Raw genomic sequence first — 15532 nt, forward strand, 5'->3', positions numbered from 1 at the left:
CCCTTCGCCTTGACCAGAGCAACCTGACTGGCACAATGACGCCTCTTTTTAGCCGCTCGCGCCACCGAACCGGACCCCTTGATGCCGACTCACTCCTCTTCGTTGCCACGCCGTAAGGTGCTTCATTTCAATGCCCTCCTGCTCCTCCCCCTGCTGCTGCTCGTCTGCCTGCCCTGGCAGCCGTTCATGACCCAGGCCCTGCAATCGGGCTGGCTATGGTGGCCCTACGCCCTCACCCGCATGGTGGACTTGCCGGGGCTGGTCTTCACCATCGCCGCCCTGCTGCTGCTCACAAGACACAAGCTGACGCTGGACAGTCGCGCCCTGCTGGCGCTGGCTGGCGCCCTCTTTGCCGTGCTGGCGAGCGACTGGGTCATCAAGAGCCTCATCAAGCTGCTGACCGAGGAGCCCAGGCCCTACCTCATCTGGCTGGAGAGCCAGGAGCTGATCCCCGCCATCCGCCAGTTCTATGGAGGAAGCCAGGCCCTTCGCAGTGAACAGGTCCACGCCGCGACCCAGTTGCTGGCGCTGCCCGCCTGGCTCGGCCAGCACTGGCAGGCAGAGGTCAACTACGCCTTTCCCTCCGGTCACAGCATCGCCGCCATGAGCCTCGCCCAGTTCTTCGGCCTGATCTGGCTGGCCCGGGCACCCGCCGGGGCCTGGCTGCTGCCACTCTGGGCCATCGGGATCGGCCTCTCGCGCACCCTTATCGGCATGCACTGGCCCCTGGATGTGCTGGCAAGCGCCCTGCTTGGCAGCCTTACCGCCCTCCTGGCCGCCCGCTGGTGGTTGCGCCACTACTGACGTCCAATAAAAAACGGGCACCTGGGTGCCCGTTTTATATTGCTTGTACGCCACTCACCCCTTCTGCTGCCAGCCCTCGGGATACTTGTAGCCGACGAAGCGCTTGGCGGCATAAGCCTTGAATTCGGGGGAGTTGTAGGCAGCCGCCACATCCTTGGCGAACGGCTTGCCCGCATCGGCGCTCTTGACCACCACCCAGTTGATGAAGTCATAGCTGCGCTCGAGGAAAAGGCCGGAGCTGAACGGGATCCCGCTTGAGGCGGCAAAGTTGCCGTTGATGACGGAGAAGTCCACATCCTCACGGGAGCGCGGCAGCTGCGCCGCTTCCAGCAGCACCAGCTTGAGGTTGTGGGGGTTCTTCACCACGTCGAACTCGCTCGCCTTGAGAGGATTGATCCCCTCCTTGAGGCTCAGCCAGCCCAGATCCTGCAACATCAGCAGTGCCCGCGCCTGGTTGGTGGGATCGTTCGGGATGGCGACCGTGCTTCCCTCTTTCACCGCCTTCAGATCCCCCAGCTTGCCGGCGTAGAGCCCCATGGGGCCGGTCGGCACCTGGGTGATGGGCGCCAGAGAGAAACCCCGGTCTTTGGCGAAGCTCTCCAGATAGGGCTTGTGCTGGAAGCAGTTGACGTCAAGCGACCCGTCCGCCAGGGCGATATTGGGGGTCACGTAATCGGTGAACTCCACCAGTTTGACCTTGTAGCCCTTGGCTTCGAGCTGCGGCTTGATAGAGTCGGTCACCATGTCGGCAAAGTCGCCAACCGTGGTGCCGATGACGATCTCTTTCTTCGCCTCATCGATGGCAAAGGCGGACAGCGGCAGGCTGCTGGCGAGCAACGCCAGGGCGGAAAGGGTGAAGAAGGAACGACGTTGCATAAAAACTCCCTGTCAACATGATCATCAAAACGGTGAGCGGTCGGGGGCGCAAACATGCAGTCAGCGCACAACCATCTAGCCATCCAAACGGCTAACTGAGCACACCATAACAGAGCTCGTAGCCTTCGCCAAGTAACAAAACCGGGCAAGCTTGGCCAGCACGAAGCAAAGCGCATCCCGCAACTGGATGAAAAATCTTTGACGGAGCACGCAGTTATGCGCCTGCCCTCTCCCTGTCTGGCGTCGAACTGGCTTATTGTGGTCATTCGATACCCATTTCAACGGTTCCCATGAGGGCCTGATGGGCTGCTCTACACCCAGGCCACACAAGGAGTCACCGTGTTCGATCATGTAGAAATCAAGGTGGTGCGTTTTGACTCCTGTCAGCACTTCTACGCCACCGTACTGGCTCCTCTTTTGATAGAACTCAAATGGTCTGATGAGACGGCGGCCGGTTTTGGCCTGATGGGCCGCGATCACGTGGGCTTCCTGATGGAGCAGGGGCAGCAGGGCGCCTCCTGCCATCTCGCATTCAGGGCCGACGACGCGACACAGGTGGATGCGTTCCATCACGCGGGGATCAAGGCAGGTTTTGCCTGCAATGGGTTGCCGGGACTGCGTCCCCACTATGCCCCCAATTACTACGCCGCCTTCCTGCGCGATCCCGATGGCAACAACATCGAGGCGATGACCTACATTGAGTCCTCACACGCCGCAAACACATCGCAGCACAGTGCCACCCAGCAAAAGGCCCTGCATTCGGTGAATCCAGGGCCTGAGAAGTACACGTAATGAGTCGGGTTAGATTATTTGACCGCCTTGCTGGCGTTCTCCAAGGCCTGCTTCTCGGCGGCGTTCATGATGGACGCCTGGCGGTTTTGCTCGGCCTGGTAGCAGGCGTCCTTGCTGATCCCTTGCGCCTGGCATTCCGTCATGCGTTGTGCCGGGCTGGCGCAACCGGCCAAAAGGCCAGCCAGGGAGACGAACAGGATTATCTTCTTCATGGTACTTCTCATCGTTAATGGAAAATCGTCCAACTACGCAGTAGCGGGTTGATGCGTCGCCCCTTGTCATGCACACCACAACTGAGAAAACGGGCTCCATGACGGGCATCCTAGTGTCCCCCACGCCGTCGGTCAGCTCACAATTTGTATCAAGATGTACGCGAGAATGGCTCCCAGGATGGCGCTGTATCTCATCCGCAACCGAGAAAGGAGACAAAAAATGCACAAACACCATCACCCAGGCCTGCTGGTGGTCGATATTCAGGGCAAGCTGGCCCGCCTGGTCGAGGAGAGCGACGCCCTGATTGCCAATACCGCCAGGCTGGTGCAAGGGGCCAGGGTGCTGGGGCTGCCGGTTGTCTGGCTGGAGCAGAACCCGGACAAGCTCGGTGCCACCGTGCCCGAATTGCAATCGCTGCAGGCAGGCGATCTTGTGCTGCCCAAATACAGCTTCGGCGCCCTGGGGGAGCCCACTGTGGCGACCGCGCTGGCCGAAAGCGGGGTAGAGCATTGGCTGGTATGTGGCATCGAGACCCATATCTGCGTCTACCAGAGCGTGTTGGGACTTCTGGCCAGCGGCACCCGGGTCTCGCTGGTGGTGGATGCGGTGTCGTCTCGCTGCGCTGCCAACCGGGATCTCGCCATCGGCCAGCTTGCGGCCAGGGGAGCTGCGCTGACGTCGGTGGAGATGTGCCTCTATGAGCTGATGGGGGACTGCCGCCATCCGGCATTTCGCCAGATCCTCTCCCTGGTGAAATGACCGCCATGATGGACAACATGGCGCCCTTTCTGTTCGCCCTCATCGCCTTCGGGGCGGCACTCATGGTGACGGTGACGGGGATGGCCGCCACCCGTCACTATCTGGCCTGGCTCTGGCTGGGGATCATGCTCTTCTTCGGGCTGTGGTGGACGCTGCTAGGGATGCCGCCGCTCCTCGCCGAACCGGCCCCTCTCTGACCATGCCGCCCGGACGGCTCAGCTCCCCAGACGCTCCTGCAGATAGTCGTATCCTTCCCCCTCCCTTGGCACGAAGCTCAGCCTGTGGGTCAGACCGGGGGGCGCATCATCGGCATGATGGGAAACGAACAATAGCTGGGTTCCCTCGCCCACGAGGCGCGCTACCATCTCCCGCACCAGGTGACGGTTGAGGGGATCCAGTCCCTGCAGGGGTTCGTCCAGGATGAGCAGCGGCGGATGCTTGACCAGGGCACGGGCGATCAGCACCAGTCGCTGCTGACCGAAAGAGAGAGAGTGGAAAGGCTGCGCCCCCTGATCGGCCAGCCCCAGCAGGGCCAGCCACTGGTTGGCCAGTGCCAGCTGACGATCCCCCGGCCGGGTATAAAGCCCGATGGAGTCGTAGAAACCGGAGAGGATAACTGTCTGCACCGGGCAGCTGACACGATAGTCCAGATGCAGCGCCGGGCTCACGAGCCCGATGTGGCGCTTGATCTCCCAGATACTCTCGCCGCTGCCCCGCCGCCGTCCGAACAGATGGAGCTCATTGTTGTAACCTTGCGGGTGATCTCCGGTGATGAGGGAGAGCAGGGTCGACTTGCCAGCGCCGTTTGGTCCCACCAGTTGCCAGTGCTCCCCCTCGTCAATGGTCCAGTCGAGCCCGTCGATGATCACCTGATCCCCGTAAGCGATACGCATGGCTTTCATGACGACCCGAGGGCCGGGAGGCAAGGGCTCGGGTGTCGTCAGCGGTGGCGGCAAACGGGGGGACGTGGTTTCGGCGCGAGCCAGCTGGGCCACCTCCTGGCTGCCGAGCACCGCCTCGCGCTCCCCCGCCAGCAGCAGACGACACTCGCCGAGCAGGCCGAGGTGAGTGGCAAAGGGGGGGATCTCGTCAAAACGGTTGACGATCACCACCAGGCGCAGCCCCTCTGACACCAGGTCGGCCAGCAACATCATCAAAGAAGCCCTGGCCCCCTGATCCAGGCCATCGAAGGGTTCGTCCAGCACCAGCAGCTCGGGTCGCCCCAGCAGGGCCCGGGCCAGCAGCAGCTTGCGCCCCTCCCCGCTCGAGAGGTAGCGATAGGGGCGCTCCCACAGGGATTCAATGCCAAAACGGGCCAGCAGCGCGCGGGCCTCATGCTCCTCCCCCCCCGCCTCCAGCATCAGGGTCGATACCCGATACCCCGCCTCCTCCTCTTCTCCCAGCATGTCGGTATTGCGCCGCTGCCAGTCCAGCTCCCCCAGCTGTTGCTGCGACTCGAACGAGAGTCGCTCGGCCCGGACTCGACCCGATACCGCTCCGGCACGCACGACCAGCTCGCCGCTCAGGGCCGACGCCAGCGCCGTCTTGCCGCTGCCGTTGCTGCCGACGAAGGCCCAGCAGGCCTGCGGAGTGAGACAGAGTTCGGGAATAACCAGGGTGTGGTGGCCACGCAGGGCCAGGGTGGCGGATTGCCACTGCAATGAGGTCATGGGATCGTCCTGTGATGGGTGCGGAGCGCCTTGCTCATTCCCCTTGTAACAGAAAAAGGGGGGCGCAGACAAAAACGGCGCCATTGCGGCGCCGTGTCATCAAAAAGCGGAGACGGGTTTAGCCGGCCTTGTGCTGCTCGGCCAGATAGAGCCAGGTGTCGACCACGGTATCGGGGTTGAGCGACACGGAATCGATCCCCTGCTCGACCAGCCAGGCGGCGAAGTCCGGGTGATCGGACGGCCCCTGGCCGCAGATCCCCACGTACTTGCCCGCCTTGCGGGCGGCGGCGATGGCCATGGCCAGCAGCGCCTTGACCGCTTCGTTGCGCTCGTCGAACAGGTGGGCGATGAGCCCGGAGTCCCGATCCAGCCCCAGGGTCAACTGGGTCATGTCATTGGAGCCGATGGAGAAGCCGTCGAAGTGCTCGAGGAACTTGTCCGCCAGCAGCGCATTGGAGGGCAGCTCGCACATCATGATGACTTTCAGGCCGCGCTCGCCACGGCGCAAGCCGTTCTCAGCCAGTATCTCCACCACCTGCTCCGCCTCACCCAGGGTACGCACGAAGGGGATCATCACCTCGACGTTGGTCAGCCCCATGACATCCCGTACCCGTTTCATCGCCTCGCACTCGAGGGCGAAGCAGGGGCGGAAACTGTCGGCGATGTAGCGCGACGCACCACGGAAACCGATCATGGGGTTCTCTTCATGGGGTTCGTAACCACGCCCCCCCACCAGGTTGGCGTACTCATTGGACTTGAAGTCCGACATCCGCACGATGACCCGCTCAGGCCAGAAGGCGGCCGCCAGGGTGGCGATCCCTTCCGTCAGCTTGGCTACGTAGAACTCACGTGGGCTCTCGTAGCCCGCGATCATCCTGGTGATGGTGGCCTGGAGTTCCGGGGTCTGCTGATCGAACTCCAGCAGCGCCTTGGGGTGGACCCCGATCATGCGGTTGATGATGAACTCGAGGCGGGCCAGGCCCACGCCGGCATTCGGCAACTGGGCAAAATCGAAGGCGCGGTCCGGATTGCCGACGTTCATCATGATCTTGATGGGCAGGCGCGGCATGTTGCCCACCTCGGTCACCGCCACGTCAAAGTCGAGCTCGCTGTCATAGATGAAGCCGGTGTCCCCTTCCGCACAGGAGACGGTGATGAGCTGACCATCCTGGATGTGGTCGGTGGCGTTGCCGCAACCCACCACTGCCGGAATGCCGAGCTCACGGGCGATGATGGCGGCGTGGCAGGTGCGTCCACCCCGGTTGGTGACGATGGCGGAAGCGCGCTTCATGATGGGCTCCCAATCCGGATCGGTCATGTCGGTGACCAGCACATCGCCGGGCTGCACTTCATCCATCTGGCTGATGGAGGAGATGACACGGGCCGGACCCGCGCCAATCTTGTGGCCGATGGCGCGCCCCTCGATCAGCACCTTGCCGGTTTGCTTGAGGGCAAAGCGTTCGAGGGTATTGGCTTCCTGGCGGCTACGCACGGTTTCCGGACGGGCCTGAACGATGTAGAGCTTGCCATCCTGACCATCCTTGGCCCACTCGATGTCCATCGGACGACCGTAGTGCTGCTCGATGATGAGGGCCTGCTTTGCCAGGGCCATCACTTCCTCGTCCGTGATGCAGAAGCGGTTGCGCTCGGCATCGGTAGTATCGACCACCTTCACCTGACGGCCATGACCGGCATCCCCGGAGTAGGTCATCTTGATGAGCTTGGAGCCCAGCGTCTTGCGCACCACGGCGGGGCGCCCGGCCTTGAGGGTCGGCTTGTGCACATAGAACTCGTCCGGGTTGACGGCCCCCTGCACCACCATCTCGCCCAAGCCCTGGGCGCCGGTGATGAAGACCACGTCGTTGAAGCCGGATTCGGTGTCCAGAGTAAACATGACGCCGGAGGCGGCGAGATCCGAGCGCACCATGCGCTGCACCCCGGCGGAGAGTGCGACCCCCTTGTGGTCATAGCCCTGATGGACCCGGTAGGAGATGGCGCGATCGTTGAACAGAGAGGCAAACACATGCTTGATGGCCGTCATGACGGCATCGATACCGCGCACGTTGAGGAAGGTCTCCTGCTGACCGGCAAACGACGCATCCGGCATGTCTTCCGCAGTGGCGGAGGAGCGCACGGCAAAGGAGGCCTCGAGCCCCGCGCTCAGCTTGTCATAGGCCTCCCGCACCGCCTGCTCCAGAGCGGGCTGGAAGGGTGCTTCCACCACCCAGTCGCGGATCTGCTGACCGGCCCGGTTGAGGGCGGCGATGTCATCCACATCCAGACTGTCGAGCAGGTCATGGATCTTGCCGTTGAGGCCGCTTAACTCCAGAAACTCGTTAAACGCAAAGGCCGTGGTCGCAAACCCGCCCGGCACGGACACGCCGGCCCCCGAGAGGTTGCTGATCATCTCGCCAAGGGATGCATTCTTGCCGCCGACGCGTTCAACGTCCTGCATACCGAGCTGTTCGTACCAGAGTACGTACTGTTGCATTTGCATGTCTCCAGGTTGGGGGGCCAGGGTGACAATTCACCTGCTGTGCCAAGTCGTGTGTTTTTGTTAGTGTCTGTTGCCAACGACCATGAAAACGTTTTCTATTTATTGTCAAAAAAATCCCCGAGCAAGAGTTGGGGATGGTCGTTTGACACAGGCATTCTACAATAGCGACACAAAAAGGTAACGACTCAGGTTTGCAAGCGAGTTCACAACTTGGGCATGGCAGATCTGTTGACAAAAACGATATGGTTTCGAGAGATACTTATTTCTCGCCGCCCCCTGGAGCGCACCACAGGAGTCCGCAGTGCACACCGTATTCTATGTATCCGACGGCACCGCCATCACCGCCGAAGTCTTCGGCCACGCCGTGTTGAGCCAGTTTCCCCTGGCCTTCGAACAGGTAACCATCCCCTTTGTCGAGACCCAGGAGAAAGCGCGCCAGGTACGGGCACGCATTGACGAGCAGTTTCGCCAGACCGGGGTGCGCCCCATCCTGTTTCACACCATCGTCGACCCCATGGTGCGTGAAGAGGTGCTCAAGGCCCAGGCCAGCAGCCACGATTTTCTCAACACCTTCGTGAGCCCTCTCGAACAGGAGCTAGGTATCAAGGCCGAACCCAGGTTGCATCGCACCCATGGCATGGAAAACCGCAAGCTGTACGACGATCGCATCGAAGCGGTCAACTTTGCGCTGGCCAACGACGATGGCATCACCACCAGGGAGTATGACGAGGCAGACATCATCCTCATCGGGGTCTCCCGTTGCGGCAAGACACCGACCAGCCTCTATCTGGCACTGCAATTTGGCATTCGCGCCGCCAACTATCCCTTTATCGAGCAGGACATGGGATCGCTGGAGCTGCCCGCCGCCCTCAAGGCCAATCGCCACAAATTGTTCGGCCTCACCATCATGCCGCAGCGGCTGCACGAGATCCGCAACCAGCGCCGCGCCAACAGCCGCTACTCCTCGCTTGATCAATGCAAACAGGAGCTGGCCAGCGTCGAGAGGCTGTTCCGCCAGGAGGCGATCCGCTTCCTCGATACCAGCTCCCACTCGGTCGAGGAGATCAGCGCCAAGATCCTGGAAGCGACCGGCCTTCGCCGCCAGCTCTGCTAACCTGCAAGGCTGTGACAGCACAACGCACCATTAAACAGGTGAGTGGCAAGATAACGAAACAGAGAAACAGGATGAAAAAATGATGCCAGCATCGTCGCTGGCATCCTATCACTCGCGGGGCAAGCAGGCTCAGGGCTTGTTGAGTTCCTTGTTGTTCATCAACATGCCGTGAAAATGGATGAGTCCCCTGCCCTTGCGGACTCGCTCGCTCAGCCAGCAGGCTGGCACCAACCCCATCCCGGCAGCAAGGATGAGCACCATGGCGACGTGGTTCACCAGGTAATCCGCTCCCAACCAGCCCCAGACAACAAGGCTGCTCATCGCCATCGTCAGCAACATGGGGGAGAGCCAGATCCCGAGCCAGAGCACGACCATCACCAGGCCACCGACTATACGCTCCATCATATGAGTCCCTTTTTATCAAAGGGCAAAAGCATCATAAAAACCAATTCGCGTCAACAGGCGCAAATCCACCCGTACACAAAATCAGCAATCACTCTCAAAACCCCTTTCCAGATCATGAAAAACCTGCATGGCGCACAAAACAGCAGCCAATGATGAGGAAAACAGGTGCATGGACGGTCGATTATCACTATTCTGCTCGGGTTGGTAGCCGCTACAAAAAACAGCCAGCGGCAAACCGTAACGATATAAATACGGATTTCGTCACGTTTTCGGCACAAGATGCCGCGCCAGGCAGAGGACGTGCTGTGGCTGACGGGACGCGAGCCGAGTGATTTCAGCGACGTAAGGAAGGAAGAATGGATCTTCAACAACACGGCGAGGAGCTCAAGCGCGGTCTGAAAAACCGCCATATCCAGCTCATCGCACTGGGCGGTGCCATCGGTACCGGCCTGTTCCTCGGCATTGCCGACACCATCAAGATGGCGGGCCCTGCGGTGCTGCTGGGTTATGCCATCGGCGGCTTCATCGCCTTCCTCATCATGCGCCAGCTGGGCGAGATGGTGGTGGAAGAGCCGGTTGCCGGCTCATTCAGCCATTTTGCCTACAAGTACTGGGGTGACTTCGCCGGCTTCGCCTCCGGCTGGAACTACTGGGTGCTCTATGTGCTGGTGAGCATGGCCGAGCTGACGGCAGTCGGTATCTATGTCCAGTACTGGTGGCCCGAGATCCCGACCTGGATGTCGGCGGCCTTCTTCTTCGTGCTGATCAACGCCATCAACCTCTCCAACGTCAAGGCGTTCGGCGAGATGGAGTTCTGGTTCGCCATCATCAAGGTGGTCGCCATTCTCGGCATGATTGGATTCGGCGGCTGGATGCTGTTCTCCGGCAGCGGCGGCCCCGAGGCCACGGTCAGCAACCTCTGGGCCCAGGGGGGCTTCTTCCCCAACGGCGTCGGCGGGCTGGTGATGGCCATGGCCTTCATCATGTTCTCCTTCGGCGGTCTGGAGCTGGTCGGCATCACGGCAGCGGAAGCGGACAATCCCGAGAAGAGCATCCCCAAGGCCACCAACCAGGTGATCTACCGCATCCTCATCTTCTACATCGGTGCCCTCACCGTACTGCTCTCCCTCTATCCCTGGGGCAAGGTAGTGGAAGGCGGCAGCCCGTTCGTGATGATCTTCCATGCGCTCGACAGCAACCTGGTAGCCAACGTACTTAACCTGGTGGTGCTGACCGCCGCGCTGTCGGTGTACAACAGCTGCGTCTACTGCAACAGCCGCATGCTGTTTGGCCTGGCCAAGCAGGGCAACGGCCCCAAGGCCCTGCTCAAGACCAGCAAGAGCGGCGTGCCCCTGACCGCCATCACCATCTCGGCCGCGGCCACCCTGCTGTGCGTGCTCATCAACTATTTGATCCCGGGCAAGGCCTTTGGTCTGCTGATGTCTCTGGTGGTCTCCGCCCTGGTCATCAACTGGGCCATGATCAGCCTGGCGCACCTCAAGTTCCGCAAGGTGAAGGCTGCAGAAGGCGTCACCACCAAGTTCAAGGCACTGTGGAGCCCGTTTGGCAACTACCTCTGCCTCGCCTTCATGGCCGCCATCCTGGTGATCATGTACATGAACGACGGCACCCGCATCTCGGTCGAGCTGATCCCGGCCTGGGTCCTGGTACTCGGTATCGGCTATCTGCTCAAACAGAAGAGCCAACGCAAGCTGGCGACCAACCTGGGCTAGGCATCGAGCCTCCTCCAACAAAAATGCCGGTCACTGACCGGCATTTTTTTATTCCATTCCCGTTTCACCTGACCCAGTTCGCGGCTCGCTTGTCCTGCCAGCCCCTGCAATGACAAACCCGAGGGGTTGCCTCGGGTTTGAGTGATGGACAAAGGGGCTGTGTTATTCCAGCAGGAAGACGGCTTCTACATTGTCAGTGATGCTGATCTGCTGCTGTTGATAGCTGTTTTCCATCATGTCGGCGGCAGGGGCTGCCGCTGCCTTCATGGCACGGGTATAGACCGGCATGGGGGAACTGTTGCGGTATTCGACGCTATACACCTTGCCAAGCTTCATGCCGAAAGCCTTGGCCAGGGATTCCGCCTTGCTCGTGGCATCAGCGACAGCACCAAGCCGGGCCTGCTCCTTGATGACCTGTGGTGACTTCAGGCCGTACTCTATCTGGGTCACGGACTCCAGACCCGCCTTGAGGGCGGTATCCATCAACTGGCTGAGTTTGTCGAGTTGATAGAGTTTGACCGCCAGTTGGCGCTGGGCACGGTAACCCACCATTTCAGGCTGCTTGTTCTGGGGATACTGATACTCGGGGGAGATCACCAGGTTGCCCGCCTCGACGTCGCTGCGCTTGATGCCGAGGCTCTCCAGCTGGCCAAAGAAGGCTGCTACCTTGGTATCTACCTGCTGTTTGGCCTTGATGCCCTGCTTCTCCAGTGCCGTGACGGCGACATTGAGCGTCAGCATGTCTGGTTCAGCCTTCTGCTCCGCATAGCCACTGACGACCAGATGGGGGGCCTGAGGAACCTCGATGGCAAGCAACGGAGCACTGACAACCAGCGCGGACAGGGTAAGAAGGGGACGCCACATAAAAAAACCTCCATCATTTAGATGGAGGTCATTATGCATGTCGTCGATTGGGATTCATATATCGTGTGTCGGCGGGATCTGGTCCAGCACCTGATTGGTCATGTCGATATTGATGCTGATCTCCCCTCCTCCTGAATTGCCATGGCTTGTCATCACGGGAGCAGGCGCCGGGCTGCCAAACAGCGATTCATCCTCAAAGTGGAACGAATCCCACGACAGAACATGACCTTGTGATGGCAGATTCGGCTCGGACGTCGTCACGACGGCCAGCGCACCCCAGTCAAGCTCCTCGCCGTGGCTGAGCAGCCCCTGCAAGGAGGTATCGCTCAGGCTCTGCAACGAATACTCCTGCTGCCCCCACTCATGGCCGACCAGCACCATCATATGGGGCAGGGGCGCATCTTCTGCCGGCGTGAAGCTGATACGAGAAGCGGCAAAGTCCACATTCAGCAACCCCGCCACCTCACCATCTTCGCTCTCCAGCTCCAGACCGTTGAGCGTGTCACCCGTCATCGTGGCCTGATAGCCAAAGCGGCCGGTGCAGACGATATTGTCCTGCCCGTTCCAGCTATAGCGAATGCCGTCGATGTCGACCCAGTTGAATGACTGCATGGTGACCCTCTCCTGATACTGCGGCTATCTTATCTGCCCACTCCATCAAATAACAGGGGCCGGGCACACCCGGCCCCCATACCCTGCTTACGGATCGACCTTGAGGTTGCCCTGATCCAGCAGATCCTGAATGATCTGCAGATTGGATTTGCCAGCCGTCAGATCCACGTTGTCAAAGAGGATGGTATGAGTCGTGGTGCCACTTCCCGCTCCATCCAGATCAATGGTCAGTGTCGACTTGCCACTGCCCGGACCAGGAGCAAAGGTAAGATAGTGATCCAGTGTGCTCGCATCGGCATGCTCACCACTGAGCAGTTCACTCAGGTCCAGAACATCTCCATTGGCCCCCGTGGTGAAGTCTTTGATGGTATCCGTGCCTCCTGCATCACCAGCCATCCATTTGAAGGTATCCTTGCCAGCCCCACCAGTCAGGGTATCACTGCCGGTACCCCCAATCAGCAGGTCGTCGCCCCCACCACCACTCAAGATGTCGTTACCTGCCAGTCCGCTCAAGACGTTGGCATTACCATCGCCGGTCAGGCTGTCGTTGAACATGGACCCTACCAGGTTTTCCATGTTGCTCAGGCTGTCTGTCCCTGCCCCTCCGGTATTCTGATTGACGCCATTGACTGTGACCGTGACCCCAGCAGCGCTGTCGAAGTAACTGGCCGTATCATTGCCGTTGCCGCCGTTCAGGGTATCGTTGCCAGCGCCACCGATCAGGAGATCATTGCCCTCACCACCATTCAAGGTGTCGTTACCGAGTCCTCCAAGCAGGATGTCGTTCCCGGCATTGCCGTTGAGCGTATCGTTTCCAGATCCCCCAATAAGGATCTCGTCGAGATAGCTCCCGGTAAGTGTCAAACCGCTCTGCACATCCACATACACCTTGGCCGTATCTGTGGTCGTGCTATTGGTGTAGTTGAACGAACCCTCGTAAGAGTTGGGAGTCGCATTGCCGGAGGTATCATCAAATGTTACCGAGCCTACATTGTCTGTGACGGTCCCTCCCACAGCTCCCGAGACACCCGTGATCATCTGGGTCGCAGCCAGAGGCCCGGTGTCATTGGCAAGCAGAGCCCAATCCGGAATGGTCGCCGGGTCCTGGTTGGTGATGATAAAGTCATCACGAACCACGGTAGGACCGACCGCCGGGTTGATAACGATGGACAAGGTGCTGGACGCAGTATCCCCATCGTTGTCTATCACACTGTAACCCACGACCTGGTTTATCCCCCCGACCGGAATGGATGTCGGCGGAGTATAGGTGTAGGCGCCGTTGTCCATATCCACCTTGAGGATGCCGCCTGCAAGTGTAATGGTCCATTCGTTGGTCGTTGTATTGAAGGTCCCGGCTGATGTCCCTCCCGAAACGCCGGCGGAGTCCGTCTTCTGGTTGTAGGTATAAGTCACCCCCCCCACGGTAATGGCATTGAGCCAGCCACCATCGGCCCCAGCACTCGCCGCTACACCGTTTATAAGTTGTCCTGCCAAGGGCGGGGCTACCACGGTGCTCAAAAGGGTCGCGGTCAGTTGGCTGAAGTCAGTCACCACCACTGCGGTGGTATTTGCCGGGCTGGCACCACTGACCCCGTTGTAGGCAATGGGATCCAGTGCAGACTGGGTCGCTCCCGATCCCATCCCGAGCGCGTACGAATTGATGTTGTTCGCCGTCAGGAAATCGGCCCAGTCCTTGGTTTCACCGCTCAGCGTCGTGCCGTCACCATCGATCCCGTTTCCACCGCCAAGCGAGTTGTTGCCATCAGGAACTGTGGCGGGGGTACCGCTCAACGAGTTGGCATTTGGCAGACCATCCGACATGAAGTAAGAGACATTTTGCGCATTAGCGAGTTTACCTGTATCGCCAAAGGCTTTGATTGCCTCGTTCAGTGCATCATCGTAGTTGGTCGAGTTCGTGGGGGTAAGGCCAAGGATGATGGCCTTGGCTACATCGACCGAGACCCACACCCCGGTCGGATTGGCGGCTGAAGTGGAGAAGGTCACGATATTGACCATGACGCTGCCGTAGGCGCTGTATTTGTCCAGCAGCTCCAAAGCGGACTTTTGCATCACCTGCATCCGAGTCATGCCTTGATAGCCCGATGGATCACCCATACTGCCGGAGATATCGAGGATCAACATCAGATTCGTGTTCTGCACCTGAGTCGCCTGGCCTGCATTGGTAACAGCATTGGCAATGGGGGCATCATCGCTGATCACAACCTGCAGGTTACCCGTGCCACTGTCGCCACTGGCATCCGTAGCCGACACGACGAAACTCGGACCATTCGCTGTATCACTGTTGCCTTGAACGTTGTGAGTCAGCACATTGTCTTTGAGCGTGTAGGTATAATTCACCGTGTAGACACCGGCTGTGGGGCCGCTGACACCGGTTACCGTCAGCATTCCTTCCGTATTGTTGATCAAGGTCTGACTGCCGCCACTGGTCAAGTTGTAAGCCTGCCCACCGATGGTCAAGGTAGTCAGATTTTCCCCCTGGGTGTTGATGGTGAAGCTGCCATTGAATATCTCCGAATTACCACTGGCAGCCGTCCCCTCAGGCAGTCCCTCCTCATCAACCGTCGCATTGCCGATGGTCAATACAGGGACACGGGTATCCTGAGCAATATTGATGGTAAGAGTTGCCGGATCTGTATCACCATCGCCATCTTTGAGCGTGTAGGTAAATACCTCCGAGGCACCCACGGGAACCGATGCCGCCGTGAGCGTATAACTGTATTCGCCATCCAACCCCATGGTTAGCGTCCCATACAGCCCGGTCACAGTGAATCCACCGGCAGGATTACTGTCTGAATTGCCGTTCGAGCTCACGACCTGGCTGATTGCCGCACCATCCGCCCCCATGACGTCCACCCCGGCACCGGCTGTGCCGCCGATGGTCCCCGCCCCGGTAATGACATTACCCGTCACCGGAGTGAACACACCTTCAGTGGCACTGTCAGCATCATCGTTGGCCGTCGGCACGTCATCGACGATCTGCACGCTCAGGGTGTTCGAGGCCGAGTCCCCGTCGCTGTCCACCAGGCTCACCGCGAAGTCTTCGAACAGGCTGTTGTTGCCGTTCGCCGTCAGGTGCACCTCGTTGTCGTTCAGGGTGTAGCTGTAGCTCACCAGCCCGGTCGCCGGGTTGTACCCGGTGATGGTCAGGGTGTTGCCCAGCGGCGTGGTCACC

14 protein-coding genes are annotated in these 15532 nt (G+C 60.0%); 6 read left to right on the top strand and 8 right to left on the bottom strand.

Features of this window, described 5'->3' with window-relative positions; all coding sequences use genetic code 11:
* Nucleotides 1–81 precede the first annotated feature (81 nt).
* Nucleotides 82–804, top strand: a complete 723-nt coding sequence (locus tag AB5Y70_RS01820; RefSeq protein WP_069651435.1) for a phosphatase PAP2 family protein — start codon at nucleotides 82–84, stop codon at nucleotides 802–804.
* A 54-nt stretch (nucleotides 805–858) separates the two neighbouring features.
* Here the strand turns inward: AB5Y70_RS01820 and AB5Y70_RS01825 are convergent, their stop codons facing one another.
* Nucleotides 859–1680: a MetQ/NlpA family ABC transporter substrate-binding protein gene (locus AB5Y70_RS01825; RefSeq protein ID WP_109422278.1), complete on the bottom strand. Its 822-nt coding sequence runs from the start codon at nucleotides 1678–1680 to the stop codon at nucleotides 859–861.
* 339 nt (nucleotides 1681–2019) lie between these two features.
* Between AB5Y70_RS01825 and AB5Y70_RS01830 the strand changes: the two genes are divergently transcribed.
* Nucleotides 2020–2472 carry a VOC family protein gene (locus tag AB5Y70_RS01830; RefSeq protein WP_109422277.1) on the top strand — a complete coding sequence of 151 codons (453 nt, stop codon included), beginning with the start codon at nucleotides 2020–2022 and terminating at the stop codon, nucleotides 2470–2472.
* Nucleotides 2473–2486: 14 nt separating this feature from the next.
* Here the strand turns inward: AB5Y70_RS01830 and AB5Y70_RS01835 are convergent, their stop codons facing one another.
* The gene (locus tag AB5Y70_RS01835; protein ID WP_128342896.1) at nucleotides 2487–2684 is read right to left on the bottom strand and encodes a hypothetical protein; all 198 of its coding nucleotides are present in this window, start codon (nucleotides 2682–2684) and stop codon (nucleotides 2487–2489) included.
* Between the two features lie 220 nt (nucleotides 2685–2904).
* Here AB5Y70_RS01835 and AB5Y70_RS01840 point away from each other — a divergent pair, with 220 nt between their 5' ends.
* Both AB5Y70_RS01840 and AB5Y70_RS01845 read left to right on the top strand, forming a co-directional pair.
* On the top strand, nucleotides 2905–3444 hold the full coding sequence (locus AB5Y70_RS01840) for a hydrolase (protein ID WP_045524340.1): 540 nt from the start codon (nucleotides 2905–2907) through the stop codon (nucleotides 3442–3444).
* 17 nt (nucleotides 3445–3461) lie between these two features.
* Nucleotides 3462–3641: a hypothetical protein gene (locus AB5Y70_RS01845; RefSeq protein WP_223918067.1), complete on the top strand. Its 180-nt coding sequence runs from the start codon at nucleotides 3462–3464 to the stop codon at nucleotides 3639–3641.
* An 18-nt stretch (nucleotides 3642–3659) separates the two neighbouring features.
* Here the strand turns inward: AB5Y70_RS01845 and modF are convergent, their stop codons facing one another.
* Both modF and ppsA read right to left on the bottom strand, forming a co-directional pair.
* Nucleotides 3660–5114, bottom strand: a complete 1455-nt coding sequence (gene modF, locus AB5Y70_RS01850) for a molybdate ABC transporter ATP-binding protein ModF (protein ID WP_111896424.1) — start codon at nucleotides 5112–5114, stop codon at nucleotides 3660–3662.
* A 118-nt stretch (nucleotides 5115–5232) separates the two neighbouring features.
* The gene (ppsA, locus tag AB5Y70_RS01855; protein WP_111896423.1) at nucleotides 5233–7605 is read right to left on the bottom strand and encodes a phosphoenolpyruvate synthase; all 2373 of its coding nucleotides are present in this window, start codon (nucleotides 7603–7605) and stop codon (nucleotides 5233–5235) included.
* Nucleotides 7606–7912: 307 nt separating this feature from the next.
* Between ppsA and AB5Y70_RS01860 the strand changes: the two genes are divergently transcribed.
* A complete protein-coding gene (locus AB5Y70_RS01860; RefSeq protein WP_010675153.1) occupies nucleotides 7913–8725 on the top strand; it encodes a pyruvate, water dikinase regulatory protein in 813 nt (270 codons plus the stop codon).
* A gap of 129 nt (nucleotides 8726–8854) precedes the next feature.
* Here the strand turns inward: AB5Y70_RS01860 and AB5Y70_RS01865 are convergent, their stop codons facing one another.
* On the bottom strand, nucleotides 8855–9130 hold the full coding sequence (locus AB5Y70_RS01865; RefSeq protein WP_102983832.1) for a hypothetical protein: 276 nt from the start codon (nucleotides 9128–9130) through the stop codon (nucleotides 8855–8857).
* A 356-nt stretch (nucleotides 9131–9486) separates the two neighbouring features.
* On the opposite strand from AB5Y70_RS01865, the gene AB5Y70_RS01870 reads away from it, so the two are divergent.
* The gene (locus AB5Y70_RS01870; protein ID WP_039041364.1) at nucleotides 9487–10863 is read left to right on the top strand and encodes an amino acid permease; all 1377 of its coding nucleotides are present in this window, start codon (nucleotides 9487–9489) and stop codon (nucleotides 10861–10863) included.
* A 162-nt stretch (nucleotides 10864–11025) separates the two neighbouring features.
* Here the strand turns inward: AB5Y70_RS01870 and AB5Y70_RS01875 are convergent, their stop codons facing one another.
* The 3 genes from AB5Y70_RS01875 to AB5Y70_RS01885 all read right to left on the bottom strand — a co-directional run.
* Nucleotides 11026–11727, bottom strand: coding sequence for an SIMPL domain-containing protein (locus tag AB5Y70_RS01875; protein ID WP_010675156.1), 702 nt, complete (start codon nucleotides 11725–11727; stop codon nucleotides 11026–11028).
* 54 nt (nucleotides 11728–11781) lie between these two features.
* Nucleotides 11782–12339: a hypothetical protein gene (locus tag AB5Y70_RS01880; RefSeq protein WP_042879892.1), complete on the bottom strand. Its 558-nt coding sequence runs from the start codon at nucleotides 12337–12339 to the stop codon at nucleotides 11782–11784.
* Between the two features lie 87 nt (nucleotides 12340–12426).
* The coding region (locus AB5Y70_RS01885) for a type I secretion C-terminal target domain-containing protein (protein WP_368175912.1) at nucleotides 12427–15532 on the bottom strand (3106 nt) is incomplete at its 5' end.

Origin of the sequence: Aeromonas sp. s1(2024), assembly GCF_040908005.1 — a bacterium.
In the GTDB taxonomy this organism is placed as follows: domain Bacteria; phylum Pseudomonadota; class Gammaproteobacteria; order Enterobacterales; family Aeromonadaceae; genus Aeromonas; species Aeromonas caviae.